16 protein-coding genes and 1 pseudogene are annotated in these 16,738 nt (G+C 61.8%); 8 read left to right on the forward strand and 9 right to left on the reverse strand.

Going from position 1 to position 16,738, the window contains the following annotated elements; genetic code table 11:
- Positions 1–52: 52 nt before the first annotated feature.
- Positions 53–490 (forward strand): DUF3995 domain-containing protein, encoded by a 438-nt coding sequence (locus tag POF45_RS28430; protein WP_282317302.1) that lies wholly within the window; start codon positions 53–55, stop codon positions 488–490.
- 125 nt (positions 491–615) lie between these two features.
- On the opposite strand, the gene POF45_RS28435 is transcribed toward POF45_RS28430, so the two are convergent.
- The 7 genes from POF45_RS28435 to POF45_RS28465 all read right to left on the reverse strand — a co-directional run bounded on the left by POF45_RS28435 (position 616) and on the right by POF45_RS28465 (position 7,967).
- Positions 616–978, reverse strand: a complete 363-nt coding sequence (locus POF45_RS28435) for a Na+/H+ antiporter subunit G (RefSeq protein ID WP_259502472.1) — start codon at positions 976–978, stop codon at positions 616–618.
- A complete protein-coding gene (locus POF45_RS28440) occupies positions 975–1,253 on the reverse strand; it encodes a K+/H+ antiporter subunit F (RefSeq protein WP_259502473.1) in 279 nt (92 codons plus the stop codon). The genes POF45_RS28435 and POF45_RS28440 overlap by 4 nt, the downstream gene beginning before the upstream one ends.
- Positions 1,250–1,738: a Na+/H+ antiporter subunit E gene (locus POF45_RS28445; RefSeq protein WP_259502475.1), complete on the reverse strand. Its 489-nt coding sequence runs from the start codon at positions 1,736–1,738 to the stop codon at positions 1,250–1,252. Before POF45_RS28445 ends, POF45_RS28440 begins: the two co-directional genes overlap by 4 nt.
- Positions 1,735–3,417 carry a monovalent cation/H+ antiporter subunit D gene (locus tag POF45_RS28450; RefSeq protein ID WP_259502476.1) on the reverse strand — a complete coding sequence of 561 codons (1,683 nt, stop codon included), beginning with the start codon at positions 3,415–3,417 and terminating at the stop codon, positions 1,735–1,737. The genes POF45_RS28445 and POF45_RS28450 overlap by 4 nt, the downstream gene beginning before the upstream one ends.
- On the reverse strand, positions 3,414–3,758 hold the full coding sequence (locus POF45_RS28455) for a Na+/H+ antiporter subunit C (protein ID WP_259502477.1): 345 nt from the start codon (positions 3,756–3,758) through the stop codon (positions 3,414–3,416). Before POF45_RS28455 ends, POF45_RS28450 begins: the two co-directional genes overlap by 4 nt.
- Complete coding sequence (locus tag POF45_RS28460; RefSeq protein ID WP_282317304.1) at positions 3,758–6,676, reverse strand: monovalent cation/H+ antiporter subunit A; 2,919 nt, start codon at positions 6,674–6,676, stop codon at positions 3,758–3,760. Before POF45_RS28460 ends, POF45_RS28455 begins: the two co-directional genes overlap by 1 nt.
- A gap of 274 nt (positions 6,677–6,950) precedes the next feature.
- Positions 6,951–7,967, reverse strand: coding sequence for a DMT family transporter (locus tag POF45_RS28465; protein WP_259502480.1), 1,017 nt, complete (start codon positions 7,965–7,967; stop codon positions 6,951–6,953).
- On the opposite strand from POF45_RS28465, the gene POF45_RS28470 reads away from it, so the two are divergent.
- From POF45_RS28470 to POF45_RS28500, 7 genes and pseudogenes are all read left to right on the forward strand, one after another.
- Positions 7,962–8,525, forward strand: a complete 564-nt coding sequence (locus tag POF45_RS28470) for a helix-turn-helix domain-containing protein (protein WP_259502481.1) — start codon at positions 7,962–7,964, stop codon at positions 8,523–8,525. The genes POF45_RS28465 and POF45_RS28470 overlap by 6 nt on opposite strands.
- Before the next feature lie 156 nt (positions 8,526–8,681).
- Positions 8,682–9,875, forward strand: coding sequence for an SfnB family sulfur acquisition oxidoreductase (locus tag POF45_RS28475; RefSeq protein ID WP_282317305.1), 1,194 nt, complete (start codon positions 8,682–8,684; stop codon positions 9,873–9,875).
- 10 nt (positions 9,876–9,885) lie between these two features.
- Positions 9,886–10,314, forward strand: a complete 429-nt coding sequence (locus POF45_RS28480; RefSeq protein ID WP_259502483.1) for an acyl-CoA dehydrogenase — start codon at positions 9,886–9,888, stop codon at positions 10,312–10,314.
- Entirely contained in the window at positions 10,314–11,717 is a 1,404-nt protein-coding gene (locus POF45_RS28485) for an LLM class flavin-dependent oxidoreductase (protein WP_282317307.1), read from the forward strand. The genes POF45_RS28480 and POF45_RS28485 overlap by 1 nt, the downstream gene beginning before the upstream one ends.
- A gap of 349 nt (positions 11,718–12,066) precedes the next feature.
- Entirely contained in the window at positions 12,067–12,972 is a 906-nt protein-coding gene (locus tag POF45_RS28490; protein WP_259502485.1) for an AMP-binding protein, read from the forward strand.
- Positions 12,969–13,705 (forward strand): annotated as a pseudogene (locus tag POF45_RS28495) (ABC transporter ATP-binding protein). The gene POF45_RS28490 and the pseudogene POF45_RS28495 overlap by 4 nt, the downstream one beginning before the upstream one ends.
- Positions 13,706–13,712: 7 nt before the next feature.
- A complete protein-coding gene (locus tag POF45_RS28500) occupies positions 13,713–15,140 on the forward strand; it encodes an FAD/NAD(P)-binding protein (protein WP_282317468.1) in 1,428 nt (475 codons plus the stop codon).
- A gap of 155 nt (positions 15,141–15,295) precedes the next feature.
- On the opposite strand, the gene POF45_RS28505 is transcribed toward POF45_RS28500, so the two are convergent.
- A complete protein-coding gene (locus tag POF45_RS28505) occupies positions 15,296–16,030 on the reverse strand; it encodes a substrate-binding periplasmic protein (protein ID WP_259502488.1) in 735 nt (244 codons plus the stop codon).
- 81 nt (positions 16,031–16,111) lie between these two features.
- Entirely contained in the window at positions 16,112–16,678 is a 567-nt protein-coding gene (locus POF45_RS28510) for a TetR/AcrR family transcriptional regulator (RefSeq protein ID WP_282317308.1), read from the reverse strand.
- Positions 16,679–16,738 lie beyond the last annotated feature (60 nt).

Here is a 16,738-nt window from a genome sequence, read left to right on the forward strand (position 1 = left end):
ATTGTTCAAGGAAGTTCATCCTGCCGCAACATTTCACACTGGATGCTTGACGATGAATGTACTGGTCGCGCAATGGATTGCTGCAATCTTCCTGTTGATTAGCCTGGTGCACCTGTACTGGGCGGCGGGAGGCAAGTGGGGCAGCGAAGCGGCGGTGCCGCGGGTGCCCGCAGAAGAGGGTGGGGAATCCAGGCCGGCGTTCAAGCCGTCGGGGTTTGCCACGCTGCTGGTGGCGGTGGGGTTGTTGCTGATAGCGATGCTGGTGTGCCTGCGTGTCGGGCTGTATCTGCCGACGGTGCAGCACTGGTCACTGCAATGGGTCATCAGCGCCATCGCGATGCTGATGTTCGCCCGCGCCATCGGTGATTCGAATCTGGTGGGGTTTTTCAAGCAGGTCAAGAATTCGCGGTTTGCCCGGCTCGACACTTGGGCTTATTCGCCGTTGTGTGTGGTGTTGGGAGCGGGGCTGTTGGCAGTGGCCTGGATCTGAGGTGACTTGGCTATCGCCTTCGCGAGCAGGCTCGCTCCCACAGAAGTCGTGAGATCAATGAAGATCCAATGTGGGAGCGAGCCTGCTCGCGAAGAGGCCGGTACATTCAACATAAATGCTTGAAGTCAGCTTCCGTTCTCAGTCCGCCGGCTACTCACCTCAGCCGGCACATCATCCCCGGCCATGCGCTTGCGAAACAGTGCCGCCCGCGCCAGCAGCAACGTGGTTACCGGTACCGTGATCGCCAGCAGAATCGGAATCAGCCAGGCATGCAGCACCGGCGCGGATTTAAGCGCCGAAAAGTAAATGATCGACGCCAATGCCACACACCACGCACCCAGCGTTGAAGCCAATGCTGGCGGGTGCATGCGCTGAAAATAATCCTTCATCCGCAGCAACCCGACCGCGCCGATCAATGCAAACAGGCTGCTGAGCACCAGCAGGATCGCCACTGGTATTTCAACCCACAAAGACAGTCCGCCATTCATTCGATCACCTCGCCACGCAGCAGGAATTTGGCCAGGGCAAACGACCCGACGAAGCCGAACAACGCAATCAGCAGCGCCGCCTCGAAATAGGTGTCACTGGCATAACGGATGCCCAGTGTCAGCATCATCAGCATGGCGATGATGTACAAGTAATCCAGCGCCAGAACCCGGTCCTGTGCCGATGGCCCCCGGAACAGGCGAACCAGGGTCAGTACCATCGCCAATGAAAAGATGAAAAGGCTCAACAGGATCGCGTTCGACAGCAAGTCGCTCATTCGAAGATCTCCATCAGGGGACGCTCGTAGGTCGTCTTGAAGTGCTGGATAAACGTCAACTCGTCATCCAGATCGAAAACGTGCAGCAGCAGGATGCTGCGATCCAGCGCCAGTTCCGACCAGACGGTGCCGGGTACCACCGTGCAAATCATCGACAGCGCAGCCAGACCGTTGGCGTCGCGCAAGTCCAGCGGCACCTTGACGAAGTGCGAGCGAGGCGCCCGGCGCCCGGCATTGAGTACGCCCCAGGCCACGCTCAGGTTGGACACCACAACGTCGCGCCCGACCAGAAAGAACAACCGCAGAATCGTCCCCGGTCGGCGAATACGGATCGGCAGCGGTCGCAGCTTGCGCATCATCAGCGGTGCGCAGAAACCCAGCGCGGCGCCCAGCAGCAGGTTGCCGGGGCTGATCGACAGGTTCAGCACCAGCCACAGCAGCCACAACGCCAGCGACAACCAAGGTGCCGGAAACAGTCGCTTCATGGTTGCACCTCCAGCATCGCCGCACGGGCCTCGGGGCTCGGTACGGCGCGGGTGCCGAGTACCGCCATTACATAGCGTTCAGGGTTGTTCAGGGACTCGGCGGCAGCCTGGGTATAGCGTAACAGCGGCTCGGCCTTGAAGGTCAGCAGGATACTCAGGGCCAGCAGTGCGAAAATCGGCACACATTCCAGACGCCGCAGTGCAGGTGATGGCCGTTCCTGCGGGGTCCAGAAGCGCTGGATGCCCATGCGCGAGAAGGCAATCAACGACGCCAGCCCCGACAGGATCAGCAACGCCAGCAGCGCCCACGCCGCATTCGAGACGGGAATGTCGCCGCTGTTGCCCAGCCCCAGCGGGTTGAGCAAGGCGTGAAGCAAGCCGAGTTTGCCAATGAACCCCGACAGCGGCGGCATGCCGATGATCAACAACGCGCAGGCAATGAAACTCAAGCCGAGGAACGCCATGGTCCAGGGAATCACCTGACCGACCACGGCTTTCTGCTCGTCATCGAGGTTGATGCCCTTGGGCGGTTGCAGCGACTCCATCGGGCGTGGCATCAATTCTTCATCGTACAGCGGCATTTCGTTGGCCGAGCGCGAGCGCTCGATCAGTTCGGCCAGCAGGAACAGTGCGCTCAGGGCCAGGGTCGAGCTGACTAGATAGAACAGCGCCGCGCCGATCAGGTTCGGCTGGGCGAAACCGATGGCTGACAGCAGAATCCCCGCCGACACCAGGATGCTCAGGCTGGCCATGCGCTCCAGGCGTTGTGCGGCCAGGATCGCCACGGCTGCGCAGATGATGGTCGCCATGCCGCCGTAGATCAGCCAGTCACCCCCAAAGTAAGCCGACGCTCCGGCCTGGCCCGAGAACAGCAGTGTCCACAGGCGCAGCAAGGTGTAGATGCCAACCTTGGTCATGATCGCGAACATTGCCGCCACCGGCGCGCTGGCCGAAGAGTAGGCCGGCACCAACCAGAAGTTCAGCGGCCACATCCCGGCCTTGGCCAGGAACGCCACCGCCAGAATCGCCGCGCCGGCGTGCAACAAACCTCGGTCGGCCTCCGGCACCAGCGGGATCTTCAGCGCCAGGTCCGCCATGTTCAGCGTGCCCGTCACGCCATAGATCAGCGCCGCGCCGATCAGAAACAGCGACGAGGCCAGCAGGTTGATCGAGATGTAATGCAGCCCCGATGACACCCGCGCCCGCCCCGAACCGTGGAGCATCAAGCCATAGGAAGCGGCCAGCAACACTTCAAAGAACACGAACAGGTTGAACAGGTCGGCGGTCAGGAAGGCGCCGTACAGGCCCATCAGCTGAATCTGGAACAACGCGTGGAAGCTCGAACCGGCGCCGTCCCAGCGGGCCATGGCGAACAGCAGGGCGCTGACGCCAATGATCCCGGTCAGCACCAGCATCAGCGCCGACAGGCGATCGACCACCAGCACAATGCCGAATGGCACTTGCCAGTTGCCCGGCAGGTACACGCCGATGGAGCCGGGAACGCCGGTGGATTGCGTCCATTGCAACAACAGCACGGAAATGCCCAGCCCCAGCAGGCTGGAGAACAGGTTGATGCGGGCTTTCAGCGGGCGGTGTTTTTCGCCCAGCATCAACATGATCGCGGCGGTCAGCAGCGGCAGCAGGATCGGGGCGGCAATCAGGTGAGTCATGGCCATCATTCTTTAGGCTCCCGGCCGTCCACATGGTCAGTGCCGGTCAGGCCCCGGGACGCCAGCAGCACCACCAGAAACAGCGCGGTCATGGCAAAGCTGATCACGATGGCTGTCAGCACCAGTGCTTGCGGCAGTGGATCGGTGTAGTGCAGCAAATCCTGGGGCACGCTGTCCTTGATGATCGGTTCCTTGCCGATGAACAGGCTGCCCATGCTGAAGATGAACAGATTGACGCCGTAGGACAGCAGGCACAGGCCCATGACCACCTGGAACGTCCGTGGCCGCAGCACCAGCCACACGCCGGATGCGGCGAGGACGCCGATGGCGATTGCGATGACTTCTTCCATCAGACGGCTCCCTTGGCGGCAACGGATTTGGGCAGGGCCGCAGTTTTGTGACCACGAACCGATTGGTGGGCGAGGGCGGTGAGGATCAACAGCGTCGAACCGACCACCACAGCGTACACGCCGATGTCGAAGAACAGCGCGCTGGCAATGTGTATGTCGCCCAGTACCGGCATTGCAAAGTGCCAGGTATGGGTGGTCAGGAACGGATAACCGACCGCCATGGCGCCGAGCCCGGTGACGGTGGCAAACAGCAGGCCGGTACCCATCCAGCGCAGTGGCCGCAGGCTCATTTGCGCCTCGACCCACTGGGTGCCGGCGACCATGTATTGCAGGATGAACGCCACCGACATCACCAGCCCGGCGACGAAACCGCCACCCGGTTGGTTATGGCCGCGCATGAACAGGTAGAACGACACCACCAGCGCAATCGGCAGCAGCAAGCGCACCAGCACTGCCGGCACCATCATGAAGCCCAGCGCGGTGTCGCTGGCGTGACGCGGGTTGACCAGGTCGGTCACCACGTCCGGCGCGAGCAAGCGCTGCTGGGCTGGCAATTGCAGGCTTTCTTTCGGTGGGCGGAAGCGGCGCAACAGGGCGAATACGGTCAGGGCCACGGCCACCAGAACGGTGATTTCACCGAGGGTGTCGAAGCCACGAAAGTCCACCAGCATCACGTTGACCACGTTGCTGCCGCCGCCTTCGGGCAGGGCACGACTGAGGTAGAACGAGGAAATGTCGTTCGGCGTCTGACGCGTCAGCATCGCGTAGGACAGCAGCGCCATGCCGCCACCTACCGCACTCGACAGCAGCAAGTCGCGAAGACGACGAACCCGAGCCTTGCGTCGGCTGCTGGGCAGTGGCGAGACTTCTTCGATCCGCCGTGGCAACCAGCGCAGGCCCAGCAGGATCAGCACGGTGGTCACCACTTCGACCACCAACTGCGTCAATGCCAGGTCCGGCGCCGAGAACCAGACGAAGGTCACGCAGGTCATCAGGCCACAAACGCTGACCATGGTCAGGGCCGCGAGCCGGTGATACTTGGCCTGCCACGCCGCGCCGAGGGCACAGGCAATCGCCAGCAGCCACAGGGTGACGAATACGATGGAGCCCGGAATTTTCGGTCGGTCGCCCCAGCTCAGGCTGCTGTGCAGCATCGGGATCAAGCCGGCCAGAACGGCGGCAAGCACCATCAGGAACAATTGGGTTTGCAGGCGCCTGGTGCTGATTCGTCGCTCCAGACGTCGTGCCAGACGCATCATGATCACCAGGCTGCGCTCGAACAGGCGTTTGCCGTTGAACAGGCCAATGATCGGCGGGTACTTGAAGCGCCCGCGCTTGAGCTGCTTGCGCAACAGCAGGTAGAGCACAATGCCGCCGGACATGGCGATCAGGCTCATGATCATCGGCGCGTTCAGGCCGTGCCAGATTGCCAGGCTGTACTCGGGCAACGTGCCGCCCACCACCGGCAGGGCCGCCGCCGCGAGCAGCGGACCGACCACCTGGGCGGGGAAGATCCCGACAATCAGGCAGGTGAACACCAGCAACTCCACCGGTGCGCGCATCCAGCGTGGTGGTTCGTGCGGGGTGTGGGGAAGGTCGGTGGCGGTCGGGCCAAAAAACACATCAACCGTAAATCGCAGGGAGTAGGCCACGCTGAAGGTGCCAGCGATGGTGGCGATGATTGGCAGGCTCATCTCGACCCAGGCCGTGGCATTGATGAACACGGTTTCGGCGAAGAACATCTCTTTCGACAGGAAGCCGTTGAGCAACGGCACGCCCGCCATCGAGGCGCTGGCAACCATGGCCAGCGTCGCGGTGAATGGAATCAGCCGGATCAGGCCGCTGAGCTTGCGGATGTCCCGGGTGCCGCTTTCGTGGTCGATGATCCCGGCGGCCATGAACAGCGAGGCCTTGAAGGTGGCGTGGTTGAGAATGTGGAACACCGCGGCCACCGCGGCCAGGGGGCTGTTCAGGCCCAGCAGCAGTGTGATCAGGCCCAGGTGGCTGATGGTCGAATAGGCCAGCAGGCCCTTGAGGTCGTTCTGGAACATCGCGCAATACGCGCCGAGCAACAGCGTGCAAGCGCCGGCGCCGCTGACGATATAGAACCATTCTTCACTGCCGGACAGCGACGGCCATAGCCGCGCCAGCAGAAAGACCCCGGCCTTGACCATGGTCGCCGAGTGCAGATAAGCCGAAACCGGGGTCGGCGCCGCCATCGCGTGCGGCAGCCAGAAGTGAAAGGGGAACTGTGCGCTTTTGCTCAAGGCGCCGATCAGGATCACGGGTAACAGGATGGGGTAGAGGGCATGTGCACGAATCAGATCGCCGGCGGCCAGGACCTTGTCCAGGTCATAGCTGCCGACGACATGGCCGAGCAGCATGACCCCCGCCAGCAGGCACAGTCCGCCGGCCCCCGTGACCATCAGCGCCATATAGGCGCCCCGGCGTGCATCGGAGCGGTGGTGCCAGTAGCCGATCAACAGGAAGGAAAAGAGGCTGGTCAGCTCCCAGAAGAACACGATCTGGATCAGGTTGCCGGAAATCACCAGCCCGAGCATGGCGCCCATGAACGCCAGGAAAAATGCGAAGAAACGTGGCACCGGGTCATCCGGTGACATGTAGTAACGGGCGTACAGCGACACCAGCGTGCCGATACCCAGCACCAGCATCGAGAACAGCCAGGCGAAACCGTCCATGCGCAGGACAAAGTTCAGGCCCAGGCTGGGCAGCCAGAAAAATTCTTCGCGGATCACGCCGCCATGGGCGATTTGCGGGTACAGGAGGGCGACCTGGACAGTGCCGATCAAGGCGACCAGACCCGCCAGCAGCGATTCGGTGTTACGCGCGTTGTGAGGCAGCAAAGCCGCCAGACAGCTGCCGATAAAAGGCAGAAGCAGTAGAACTATCAGGGACATAGGCTTCTAATCTGCGGAAGTTTGTGATGCATCATACGTGCCGGAATCAGGATCACCAAACGGCAACCTGTGGCAGGATCCTACAAGGTAAGCAGGATTTGTTTGTTTATCATTGTTTCAGCGCGAATGATTTCAGCAGGGTCGGCCCCTTCGCGAGCAGGCTCGCTCCCACAAGGGATCATCGTGGTACACAACATTCGCGTACTCAGCCAATCCCCTGTGGGTGCGAGCCTGCTCGCTAATACGATTGTCCAGGCGCCGCAAAACTCGGGTTTCACTGCTGGATTTCGCGCTCCAGTTCTTCTTCAGTTGTCACCACTTTCCCCTTGGTCTTCAACTCACTGACAATCACCGCCGCCACAATCAACCCGGCCCCGAGCAATGCAATCGCTGGCAGCCGTTCCCCGGCCAGCCGCCCGGCGATCCCGGCCCAGACCGGTTCACCGGCATAAATCAACGTGGCCCGGGTCGGTGAAACACTTTTCTGCGCCCAGTTCATCGCCACCTGAATCGCTGCACTCGCTGCGCCCAGCCCCAAAGCGCTGCACAACAGCAACCATGAAAAGTCTGGAATCACTTCCTGTGTCGGCACCACCAGCAGGAACGACAACACGGAAGTGACGGCCAGTTGCACCACCGTCACCCGGCGCACATCGACCTGACCGGCATAGGTGCTGATCAAAATGATTTCCGCCGCAATCGCGATGGCGCTGATCAACGTGGCGATTTCTCCCGGACTGAAATCCAGCGAAGCCCCGGCAGGCCCGGACAGCAACATCAGTCCGGTAAACGCCAGCATGATGCCGATGCTCGGCATCAACCCCGGCCGGCGCCCTAATACCAGCCATTGCAGCAACGGCACAAAGGGCACGTACAGTGCGGTGATGAACGCCGACTGGCTGCTGGGAATGCTCTGCAAGCCCACGGTCTGCAAGCCGTAACCGAGCATGATTGCCACGCCGATGAAAGACCCGGCCTTGAGTTCGAACAGGGTCAGCTCCCGCAGATGCCGCCAGGAGAATAGCGCGACGATGCTGGCGGCAGCGGCAAAGCGCAGGCCGACGAAAAACATCGGGCCGCTGACGGTCATTGCATGCTGAACCAGCAGGAACGTCCCGCCCCAGACCATGGTGATAACCACCAGCACGCACTCGGCCTTGCTGAATCGCGAAAAACGGGAGGGGGAGTTCACCGACGTCATGACCTTGCGCACTACTTGAGGGGGCCGCACAATGCGCCCAATGTTGCGCAGTATACTGCCCAATCCCACCAAGTGAGCAATATAGTGCACAAAGATTCCAACCCGCGGGCTTCGGTTCTCCAGCACGTCAGCCAGAACGTTCGGCGCTTGCGCCATGCGGCGGACATGAGCCAGGCCGCCCTGGCGGAAAAGTCCGGGGTCAGCCGCCGCATGCTGGTGGCCATCGAGGCCGGCGAAAAGAACGTCAGCCTGACCACCCTCGACCGCGTCGCCGAAGCGCTGGATGTGGCGTTCAGTGACTTGATCCAGGCCCCGGACGCGCGTGATCCGAGCCGCATCAACGAATTGGCGTGGGCCGGGACGATCCCCGGCAGTAAAGCCGTGCTGCTCTCCAAAGCCACCGCCACCCGGGAAGTGGAGCAGTGGGAGTGGTGCCTGCAACCGGGGGAGATTTACCCCTCGCAAGCGGATGCCGACGGCTGGAGTGAGCAGTTGTATGTGTTCGAAGGCTGCCTGACGCTGATGCTGGGCGACACACCGCAGCTGATCGCTGCCGGCGAGTTCTTCATGTTCGCCAGCAACCAGCCCCACACTTATCGCAACGATGGGCCGGTGGCGACGCGGTTCGTGCGTAACGTGGTGATCTAACTGTTTGCCGGCCAACAGCAGATCGACATTTTGCTGCAATCAAGTGATCAGTAATTCTTTAAATATCTTTCAACTTGTTGAAATTAAAGAGATTTAATTTTAGGCACGACTCCTGCAAAAGTTCTGGGCATTCACCCGGAACCACGGAGTCGGCCCATGACAACCTCACCTGTTACCGCCCATGTAATCCGCTCGGACGCGGAAGCCATCGCCGTGGCACACAGACTCGCCGCGCGCTTTGCCGTCGAGGCCAGTGCCCGTGATCGCGAGCGGCGCTTGCCGGTCGTTGAGCTTGACGAGTTCTCCGCCAGCGGCCTGTGGGGCATCACCATACCCAAGGAATACGGCGGCGCCGGCGTGTCTTATGTGACGGTCGCCGAAGTGATCAAGATCATTTCCGCCGCCGATTCGTCCCTCGGCCAGATCCCGCAAAACCACCTCGGCGTGCTCGACATCCTGCTGCAAACCGCCACTGAAGCGCAGAAGCGCTACTACTTCGGCAAAGTCCTGCAAGGCCATCGTTTCGGCAACGCCTTCTCCGAATCGAAAAGCAAAAACGCCGGCGCCTTCGAAACCCGTATCCGCTTCGACAAAGACAGCGCGCAAATCGACGGCGAGAAGTTCTACTGCACCGGGGCGCTGTTCGCGCACATCGTGCCGGCGGTGGCGGTTGATGAAGACAACAAGGCCTTCATCGCTTTCATCGAACGCGACAATCCCGGCCTGACGGTGATCGACAGTTGGGACGGCTTCGGCCAGCGCACCACGGCCAGCGGCGGCGTGACACTCAAGGCCGTCAAGGTGCCGCTCAGCGCAGTGATCCCGGCGCATAGAGCGTTCGACGTACCCACCGCCGACGGCCCGATCTCGCAAATCATCCAGGCCGCCGTGGACACCGGCATCGCCCTCGGCGCCCTCGAAGAAACCAAGCGCTATGCCCGAGAGGCTCGACCGTGGATCGACAGCGGCCAGGATCACGGCTGGCAAGATCCGTTCAGCATTGCCGCGATTGGCGACCTTGAATGGCGCGTCCACGGCACCGAAGCGATCCTGAGGAAGGCCGGCCAGGCCATCGATGCCGCATTGCTCAATCCCGGCGAAGACACCGTGGCCCGCGCATCGGTGGTGGTCGCCCAGGCCAAGGTGCTGTCTGCCGAAATCGCCTTGCTCGCCAGCAGCAAACTGTTCGAACTGGCCGGCACGCGCTCGGTGCTCGGCAAATACAACCTCGACCGCCACTGGCGCAACGCTCGCACCCACACCCTGCACGACCCGGCGCGCTGGAAATATCACCTGATCGGCAACTACCTGCTCAACGGCGTCAAGCCCGCGCGCCACGCCTGGAACTGAGGAGCCCACCATGAACGCATTGACCCAACCGCCTGGCCAGCCATTGACCCAGGCGCAGCTCGACCTGCACAACGCCCGCAGCCTGTTCGACACGACCTTGCGTTTCGTTCGTCAGGCCAAGACTGCGAATGATCCCTTTGTCATCAGCCGTTTCGGCGACCTGCACATTCGCATCGAAGTTGCCGCCGCGTTGCTAGAACGCGCCGACGATTTTTTGAACAGCAGTGAAGACGCCACCGAGATCAGCATCGCAGTCGCCGAATCGCAGCTGGCCAGCGCCGATGCGTTGAACGCCGTGAGCAACGCTGAATTCGAACTCTCCGGCCAGCGCACCGTGTTGCCCGGCTCACTCCACGCCCCATTGCGCTGGAAACTCCATCTGATTGGCAATTTTCGCCTCAACGGCATTCACCCGTCAGCTATAGAGAGTGCCGTTTGATGGCCCGTGAAATTCGTCTCAACGCTTTTGACATGAACTGCGTCGGGCACCAGTCGCCGGGGCTCTGGGCCCATCCGCGTGATCGCTCGTGGCAATACAAGGACCTGGAATACTGGACCGATCTGGCGAAAATTCTTGAGCGCGGCAAGTTCGACGGTCTGTTCATTGCCGACGTGCTGGGCATCTACGACGTCTACAACGGCAATGGTGACGCGGCGATTCGTCAGGCGGCGCAGGTGCCGGTCAACGACCCGCTGCAACTGATCCCGCCGATGGCGCTGGTCACCGAGCACCTGGGTTTCGGCCTGACTGCGTCGCTGTCGTTCGAGCATCCGTATCCGTTCGCCCGTCGCCTGTCGACCCTCGATCACCTGACCAGGGGCCGCGCCGGCTGGAACATCGTCACTTCGTATCTGGAGAGCGGCGCGAAGAACCTCGGGCAGAAAAACCAGACGGAACACGACGCCCGTTATGACTTCGCCGAAGAGTATCTGGAGGTCTGCTACAAGCTCTGGGAAGGCAGCTGGGAAGAGGGCGCGGTCCTGCGCGATCGCGAGCGGCGAATCTTCAGCGACCCGAGCAAGATCCATGAGATTCGACACGTCGGAAAACATTTCCAGGTGCCGGGCATTCATCTCTGCGAACCGTCGCCGCAACGCACGCCCGTGCTGTATCAGGCCGGGGCATCGAGTCGCGGCAAGCAGTTCGCCGCCGAGCATGCCGAGTGCGTGTTCGTCGCTGCGCCCTCCAAAGTGCTGCTGAAGAAGACCGTGGCCGACATCCGCCGTCGTGCCGCCGAGGCCGGGCGCGATCCGTCGAAGATACTTGTCTTCAACCTGCAAACGGTGATCCTCGGCGAGACCGACGCCAAGGCCAAAGCCAAGTTCGAGGAATACAAGACCTGGGTCAGCTACGAAGGCGCGATGGCGCTGATCTCGGGCTGGACCGGTATCGACTTCAGCCAGTTCAAGCCTGATGAGCCGCTCAAGCATGTGCACACCAACGCCATTCAATCAGCGGTGGAAGCGTTCTCCACGGCTGACCCGAACAAGGTCTGGACGCCCAACGAACTGGCGGACTGGGTGGGGATTGGCGGCTTCGGCCCGTTGTTTGTCGGCAGTCCGGAAACGGTTGCGGATTTGTTGCAGGAGTGGGTCGAGGACACCGATGTTGACGGTTTCAACCTGGCCTATGCGCTGACCCATGAAACCTTTATCGACGCCGTGGAGCTGCTGGTGCCGGAGTTGCAGAAGCGCGGGGCGTACAAGACCGAATATGCGCCGGGGACCTTGCGCGAGAAGCTGTTTGGCGCGGGGGCACGGTTGCCGGACATTCATCCGGGGGCGGGGTATCGGGATCTGGCGGGGTTGCGGCAGCAGGAGAGGAAAGTGGTGTCTGCGTAGGCTGCTCGCGAAGAGGCCGGCACATTCAGCATCGATGTCGCCTGACAGACCGAATCGCGAGCAAGCTCGCTCCCACAGTTGATTGGGGCGTACACACATTTTGGTCTGACAACCATCCCCATGTGGGAACGGGCTTGCCCGCGAAGAGGCCGGCACATTCAGCATCGATGTCGCCTGTTACACCGCTTTCGCGAGCAAGCCCGCTCCCACAGTTGATTTGTGTCGAACACAAATCTGCGACCCGACAGCCATCCCCATGTGGCAGCGAGGCGAACAGTAGTCAACGGTATTAACCCTTCAGCCCGGCGGACCACCGCATGCTTTTGCCCATGACACCGAGGTAAAGCCCATGAGTGTGCACGAACTCAAACGTTCGCCAGTCGCGGACTCCAGCGAGTGGCAGGTCACCGCGGCCAGGGCGCTGGAGCAATTACGGCACTGGGCGCAGGTCAGCCCGTTGCAGGCGGCGCTGCGGCACAAGCGGCATGGCCAGTGGTTTGTCTGGCGTTGGATCGATGTGCTACGCGATGTCGAGCGTCTGGCTGACGGTCTGCGCCAACAGGGATTTACCGGGGATTCGCGGCTGGCCCTGAGCGGTGCCTTCGAACCGAACCTGTTGCTGCTGGCACTCGCGGCCCAGCAGATTGGCGGCACGTTGCTGACACTGCCAGACAACCTCGCGCCCGAAGCGCTGCACCAAGCCTTGTGGCGCAGCCGTCCAACTCACGCCTTCGTAGCCGGAAGGCAGACCCGGCAATTGTGGATCAATCAGCACCAGTCGCTGCTCGATTTCAGCGCCTTGCTCGGCCCCTCCGAATCCCCGGAACGCCTCAAACGCTGGAGCCAAAGCGCGCAACTGTGGTGCGAAGAAAGCACCCAATGGCAACATGGCCTGACGGTGTTACTGGAGCAGTGGCTGAACAGCGGCCACGCGCTGGCGTTCCCGGAAAGCCCCGGCAGTGCCAGTCGTGATCGCCGGGAAGTGGCGCCGTCCGGGCTATTGCTTTCCGCTGAGCGTCTGAAGCTGCTGGACGATGAAATCGAAAGCCGTCTCGCGCCATCAGGCACCTGGCGCCGACGGCTCTGCGACTGGGCCATCGCCCACCCGCAAAAGGGCCTGCAACGGCTGATCAAGCACCGCGTTCGCCGACTGCTGGGTTTTCACAACCTGCATTTCATCTGGCAAGCCACTCGCGCCGTCGATGCTCAACCCACGCCGACCTGGCTGACCGAATTCAAACGGGACATGGCATGAGCTCGACCGATTCCATCCTGCAAGTCAGTGGCATTTCCCTGTCGTTCAAAGGCGTCAAGGCGATCAACGAACTGTCGTTCGACGTTCGCCGGGGCGAGATCTGCGCGCTGATCGGGCCTAACGGTGTGGGCAATAGCGCCACGCTCAAGGCGATTTCCGGGTTGGTACGGGCCGGGCGGGCGCAGGTCAGTCGCGGCGTGATCGAGTTTCTGGGGCACGATACGGCGTGCGGGTGCGTCAGGGCATGGTCCATGTGCTGGAAGGGAGACATGTGTTCGCGCAATTGACGGTCGAGGACAACCTGCGCAGCGGCGGGTTTGTCCGGGGCTTGAGTCGTCAGGAGCTAGCATGGGACCTCGAGCAGGTCTACGCTTGGCTTGCGCGCCTGAAAACCAAACGCAAGACTCAGGCCGGGCTGACGTCGGGGGGCGAGCAGCAGATGGTCGCCATTGGCCGGGCGCTGATGACCCGGCCGACCCTGGTCTTGCTCGATGAGCCTTCGATGGGATTGGCGCCGATCATCGCGCAGGAGATTTTCGAAATCATTGCGCAACTCAATCGCGAAGAGCAGGTGAGTTTTCTGATTGCCGAGCAAAACATCAACGTAGCGCTGAAGTACGCCTCAACCGCCTATGTGCTCGACACCGGCCGTGTGGTGTTGTCCGGTAGCGCCGACGAGTTGCTGGCGCGGGGCGATCGTCATGATTTCTACCTGGGTAAAACTGATCAATGAGAACGGCATGAGCGAAACCTCAAGCGGACAGGCGACCGACGCCATCCGTCACGCAGATATTCTGATCGTCGGCGGCGGCCTCAGCGGCACGATGCTGGCGGCGCAGTTGTTACGCCTGCCAGGCAAACGCTCGATGCTGGTGATCGAGCCGCGCGCCGAACTGGGTCGTGGCGAAGCGTACAGCGCGGTGGAACTGGGCCATACGCTGAACGGCAATGCGGCGCGGATGAGCGTCGACCCGGACAACGCTGATGATCTGACCCAATGGCTCACCGACCACATCACGGCAGGCGGCTGGCCGGAATCGGATCAGCAGCATGTGCCAGTCAGTCAGCTGTTCCCGCCGCGTGGGCTGTTCGGCGTGTACGTGCAGCAACGTTTGGCCGAAGCGCAGGTGGCTGGCACCTTGCAAGGTTCGACGGTTGAACACGTTCGGGCCGAAGTGGTTGATCTGCAAACCCGAGACGATTCGGTGTTGCTGACGCTGAGCGACGGCCAGCGTTTGCAGGGGGCGTACGCGGTACTGGCCACGGGGCTGTTCCCGGCTGCGCGAACGCCGCAAACCGAGTCCAGCGGCTTGAACGCCGCAGCCCTCGACCCGTGGGATGTCGCTGCCATGCGCCAGCTCGACCCGCAATCGACGGTACTGATCATCGGCTCGGGGTTGACCATGGTCGATGCCGTAGTGTCGCTGGAACAGGCTGGGCATCGTGGGCCGATCGAAGTGTTTTCCCGTCACGGACTTTTGCCGCAGCGGCGTCGACAGCCGCCCGCCTGGGCGGACTTTCTCGATGCCGATCACAGCCTGCGCACACCGCGCCAGTTGGTCCGCGAGTTGCGCCGGCATTGCCGGGACGCCATCGCCCAGGGCGTCGATTGGCAGGCACCGCTGGACACCGTACGCGCGCATGTCGGCCGGTTGTGGAGCCAGGCAACCGATGCGCAGCGCCGCCAGTTCGTGCGCCACGTCCGACCTTGGTGGGAAAGTCATCACCACCGCTCGCCGCCGCTCAGTGCCGAGCTGATAGAGCTGTTGCACGGGGAGGGGCGATTGCGGATTCAGGCGGCCTCGTTCAAAGGGCTGGAGCCTGCTTCGAACGGCGCCGTACGCATTCGCATCCGTCGTCGTGGCGAGGTTGAAACGGTGGTGGTCAGCGGTGCGGCATTGATCAACTCCAGCGGCATCGAATACGACTGGCGCCGGGTCGCCCGGCCACTGCCGCAACAGCTGCTGGCCCGCGGCCTGATCAAACCGGGGCCGCTGGCGCTGGGCATTGCGGCGCAGGCGGATGGTGCCGTCTTGGCGGCGGATGGCCAGGCGGCTCAGCGCCTGTTCGCCATGGGCCCGCCGTTGCGCGGGATATGGTGGGAGAGTACGGCGGTGACTGAGGTTTGTAGTCAGGCGAAGGCGTTGGCGGCGAGGTTGGTGAGCTAGACGGGCTTGCGGTGATTCATGAAAATCATGCGTAATCCCTGTGGGAGCGGGCTTGCTCGCGAAGACGTCGTGTCAGGTGACATCTATGTTGACTGATCCACCGCTTTCGCGAGCAAGCCGGTTCCCACCCGGAAGGTGTTTCTCTCGAAATATCCTCAATTCGGCTTGCTATCCGCCAACCAGCGCTCCCGAATCTTCTCTAGCCGCCCGTCCTTGCTCATCTCCTCCAGCGCCTGCTGCCAACGTGCTACCTGGGCGACATCGGTGCGGGGTGAAAAGGCAATGTAGGTACCCTGTTTCATCAACGGCATCTGATAATGCAATTGGCTGGGCGACAGGCCTTCTTCCCGTGCCAGGGCGGCGTAGGACAAGGTGTCGGACACCACGAAGTCGGCGCGGCCCAGGCTTAACAGGCGCATCATTTGCTCCGGGGTTTCGACGCCGTACAGATTGTTGAAACCCTGCTTTTGCAGGTAGTCATAAGCCAGCCACTTGCGCGGTACCACGATGCGGCCCTGGCTTTCAGCCTGCTGCAAGTTGCTCACTGGCGGCTGTTTGTTGTCGGCGGCATACAGCGCGGTTTCCACTTCCAGCAGCGGGCCGACCCACTGATAGCGCTCATCGCGCTCGCGGTTGCGCAGTACGGTAAATACGGCGGTATCGGCTTCGGTGCTGGCCATGTGCAAGGCGCGCAGCAGGGGGACCTGTTGCAGTTGCACCGTGTCGCCGGTCTGTTGCGCCAACGCTCGCACCACGTCCACGCCAAATCCCACCAGCTCATTGCCTTGCTGAAAATGCAGGGGCGGATGATTGTCGGTGAGCATGCGCAGCTCACTGGCGAACGAATTGAAAGCCAGTAATGACAGCAGGCAAGCGGCGATGCGCTTCATGGATCGTCCTTGAACAATTGAGGCGCAGAGCTTAGTACGAGTGTGCTGCAAATGTCGTGGGAAATGTCGCGGCTTTTTCCGTCAGATTTCAGGACGCCCGGTCATGGTGGTGACGGCCATCAGCAACAAGCCATCGACCATGCGCTGCAGCTCTTCAAGGTTGTCGGTGGCGGCTTTGATTCCGCCGGAGGCCAGGCGCAGGATTCGCGCGATGTTCGCGGCTGGCAGCAACGATTGCTCGCTCACATGCGGTTGCAGTACTGCGATCAGTTGCTGCTCCAGCGCCTGATACAAATCGGCCAGCGCTTGCGGTGCGAATTCGGCGCAGTTAGCCAGCAGTTCGGTGGCGTTTTTTGAGTCGATGACCGTAGCCACCGGTTCGATCAGCCAGATGTCGAACACGCAACTCAACTGCGCCTGCAAGCCGCTGACATGGTGCAGTCGGGCGCTGGTTTCAGACAGGTTGCGTTCCTTTTGGCGACGCACCAGTTCGGCGAGGATCGCTTCCTTGTTGGCGAACGAGGCGTACAGCGACGGGCGCGACATCTGCGCCGCTTCGCTGATATCGCTCATGCTGACCTTGCGGTAACCGTGGCGCAGGAACAGCTCGAAGGCGGCTGCGACGATGCGGTCTTCCTTGGTGTCCATGATGGGCAGCATTCCTGATTGATATTTTACAGTTGACGATAAGTGTAAAGGTGTTAATGT

Origin of the sequence: Pseudomonas fungipugnans (genome assembly GCF_029955235.1) — a bacterium.
GTDB classification, from domain to species: Bacteria; Pseudomonadota; Gammaproteobacteria; order Pseudomonadales; family Pseudomonadaceae; genus Aquipseudomonas; species Aquipseudomonas fungipugnans.

Coding starts and splice junctions, on each gene's coding strand:
- POF45_RS28510 (WP_282317308.1), bottom strand. CDS start 16,678: ATGGACACCAAGGAAGACCGCATCGTCGCAGCCGCCTTCGAGCTGTTC.
- POF45_RS28500 (WP_282317468.1), top strand. CDS start 13,713: ATGAGCGAAACCTCAAGCGGACAGGCGACCGACGCCATCCGTCACGCA.
- POF45_RS28460 (WP_282317304.1), bottom strand. CDS start 6,676: ATGTCCCTGATAGTTCTACTGCTTCTGCCTTTTATCGGCAGCTGTCTG.
- POF45_RS28440 (WP_259502473.1), bottom strand. CDS start 1,253: ATGAGCGACTTGCTGTCGAACGCGATCCTGTTGAGCCTTTTCATCTTT.
- POF45_RS28475 (WP_282317305.1), top strand. CDS start 8,682: ATGACAACCTCACCTGTTACCGCCCATGTAATCCGCTCGGACGCGGAA.
- POF45_RS28485 (WP_282317307.1), top strand. CDS start 10,314: ATGGCCCGTGAAATTCGTCTCAACGCTTTTGACATGAACTGCGTCGGG.
- POF45_RS28505 (WP_259502488.1), bottom strand. CDS start 16,030: ATGAAGCGCATCGCCGCTTGCCTGCTGTCATTACTGGCTTTCAATTCG.
- POF45_RS28445 (WP_259502475.1), bottom strand. CDS start 1,738: ATGAAGCGACTGTTTCCGGCACCTTGGTTGTCGCTGGCGTTGTGGCTG.
- POF45_RS28480 (WP_259502483.1), top strand. CDS start 9,886: ATGAACGCATTGACCCAACCGCCTGGCCAGCCATTGACCCAGGCGCAG.
- POF45_RS28435 (WP_259502472.1), bottom strand. CDS start 978: ATGAATGGCGGACTGTCTTTGTGGGTTGAAATACCAGTGGCGATCCTG.
- POF45_RS28450 (WP_259502476.1), bottom strand. CDS start 3,417: ATGATGGCCATGACTCACCTGATTGCCGCCCCGATCCTGCTGCCGCTG.
- POF45_RS28430 (WP_282317302.1), top strand. CDS start 53: ATGAATGTACTGGTCGCGCAATGGATTGCTGCAATCTTCCTGTTGATT.
- POF45_RS28455 (WP_259502477.1), bottom strand. CDS start 3,758: ATGGAAGAAGTCATCGCAATCGCCATCGGCGTCCTCGCCGCATCCGGC.
- POF45_RS28490 (WP_259502485.1), top strand. CDS start 12,067: ATGAGTGTGCACGAACTCAAACGTTCGCCAGTCGCGGACTCCAGCGAG.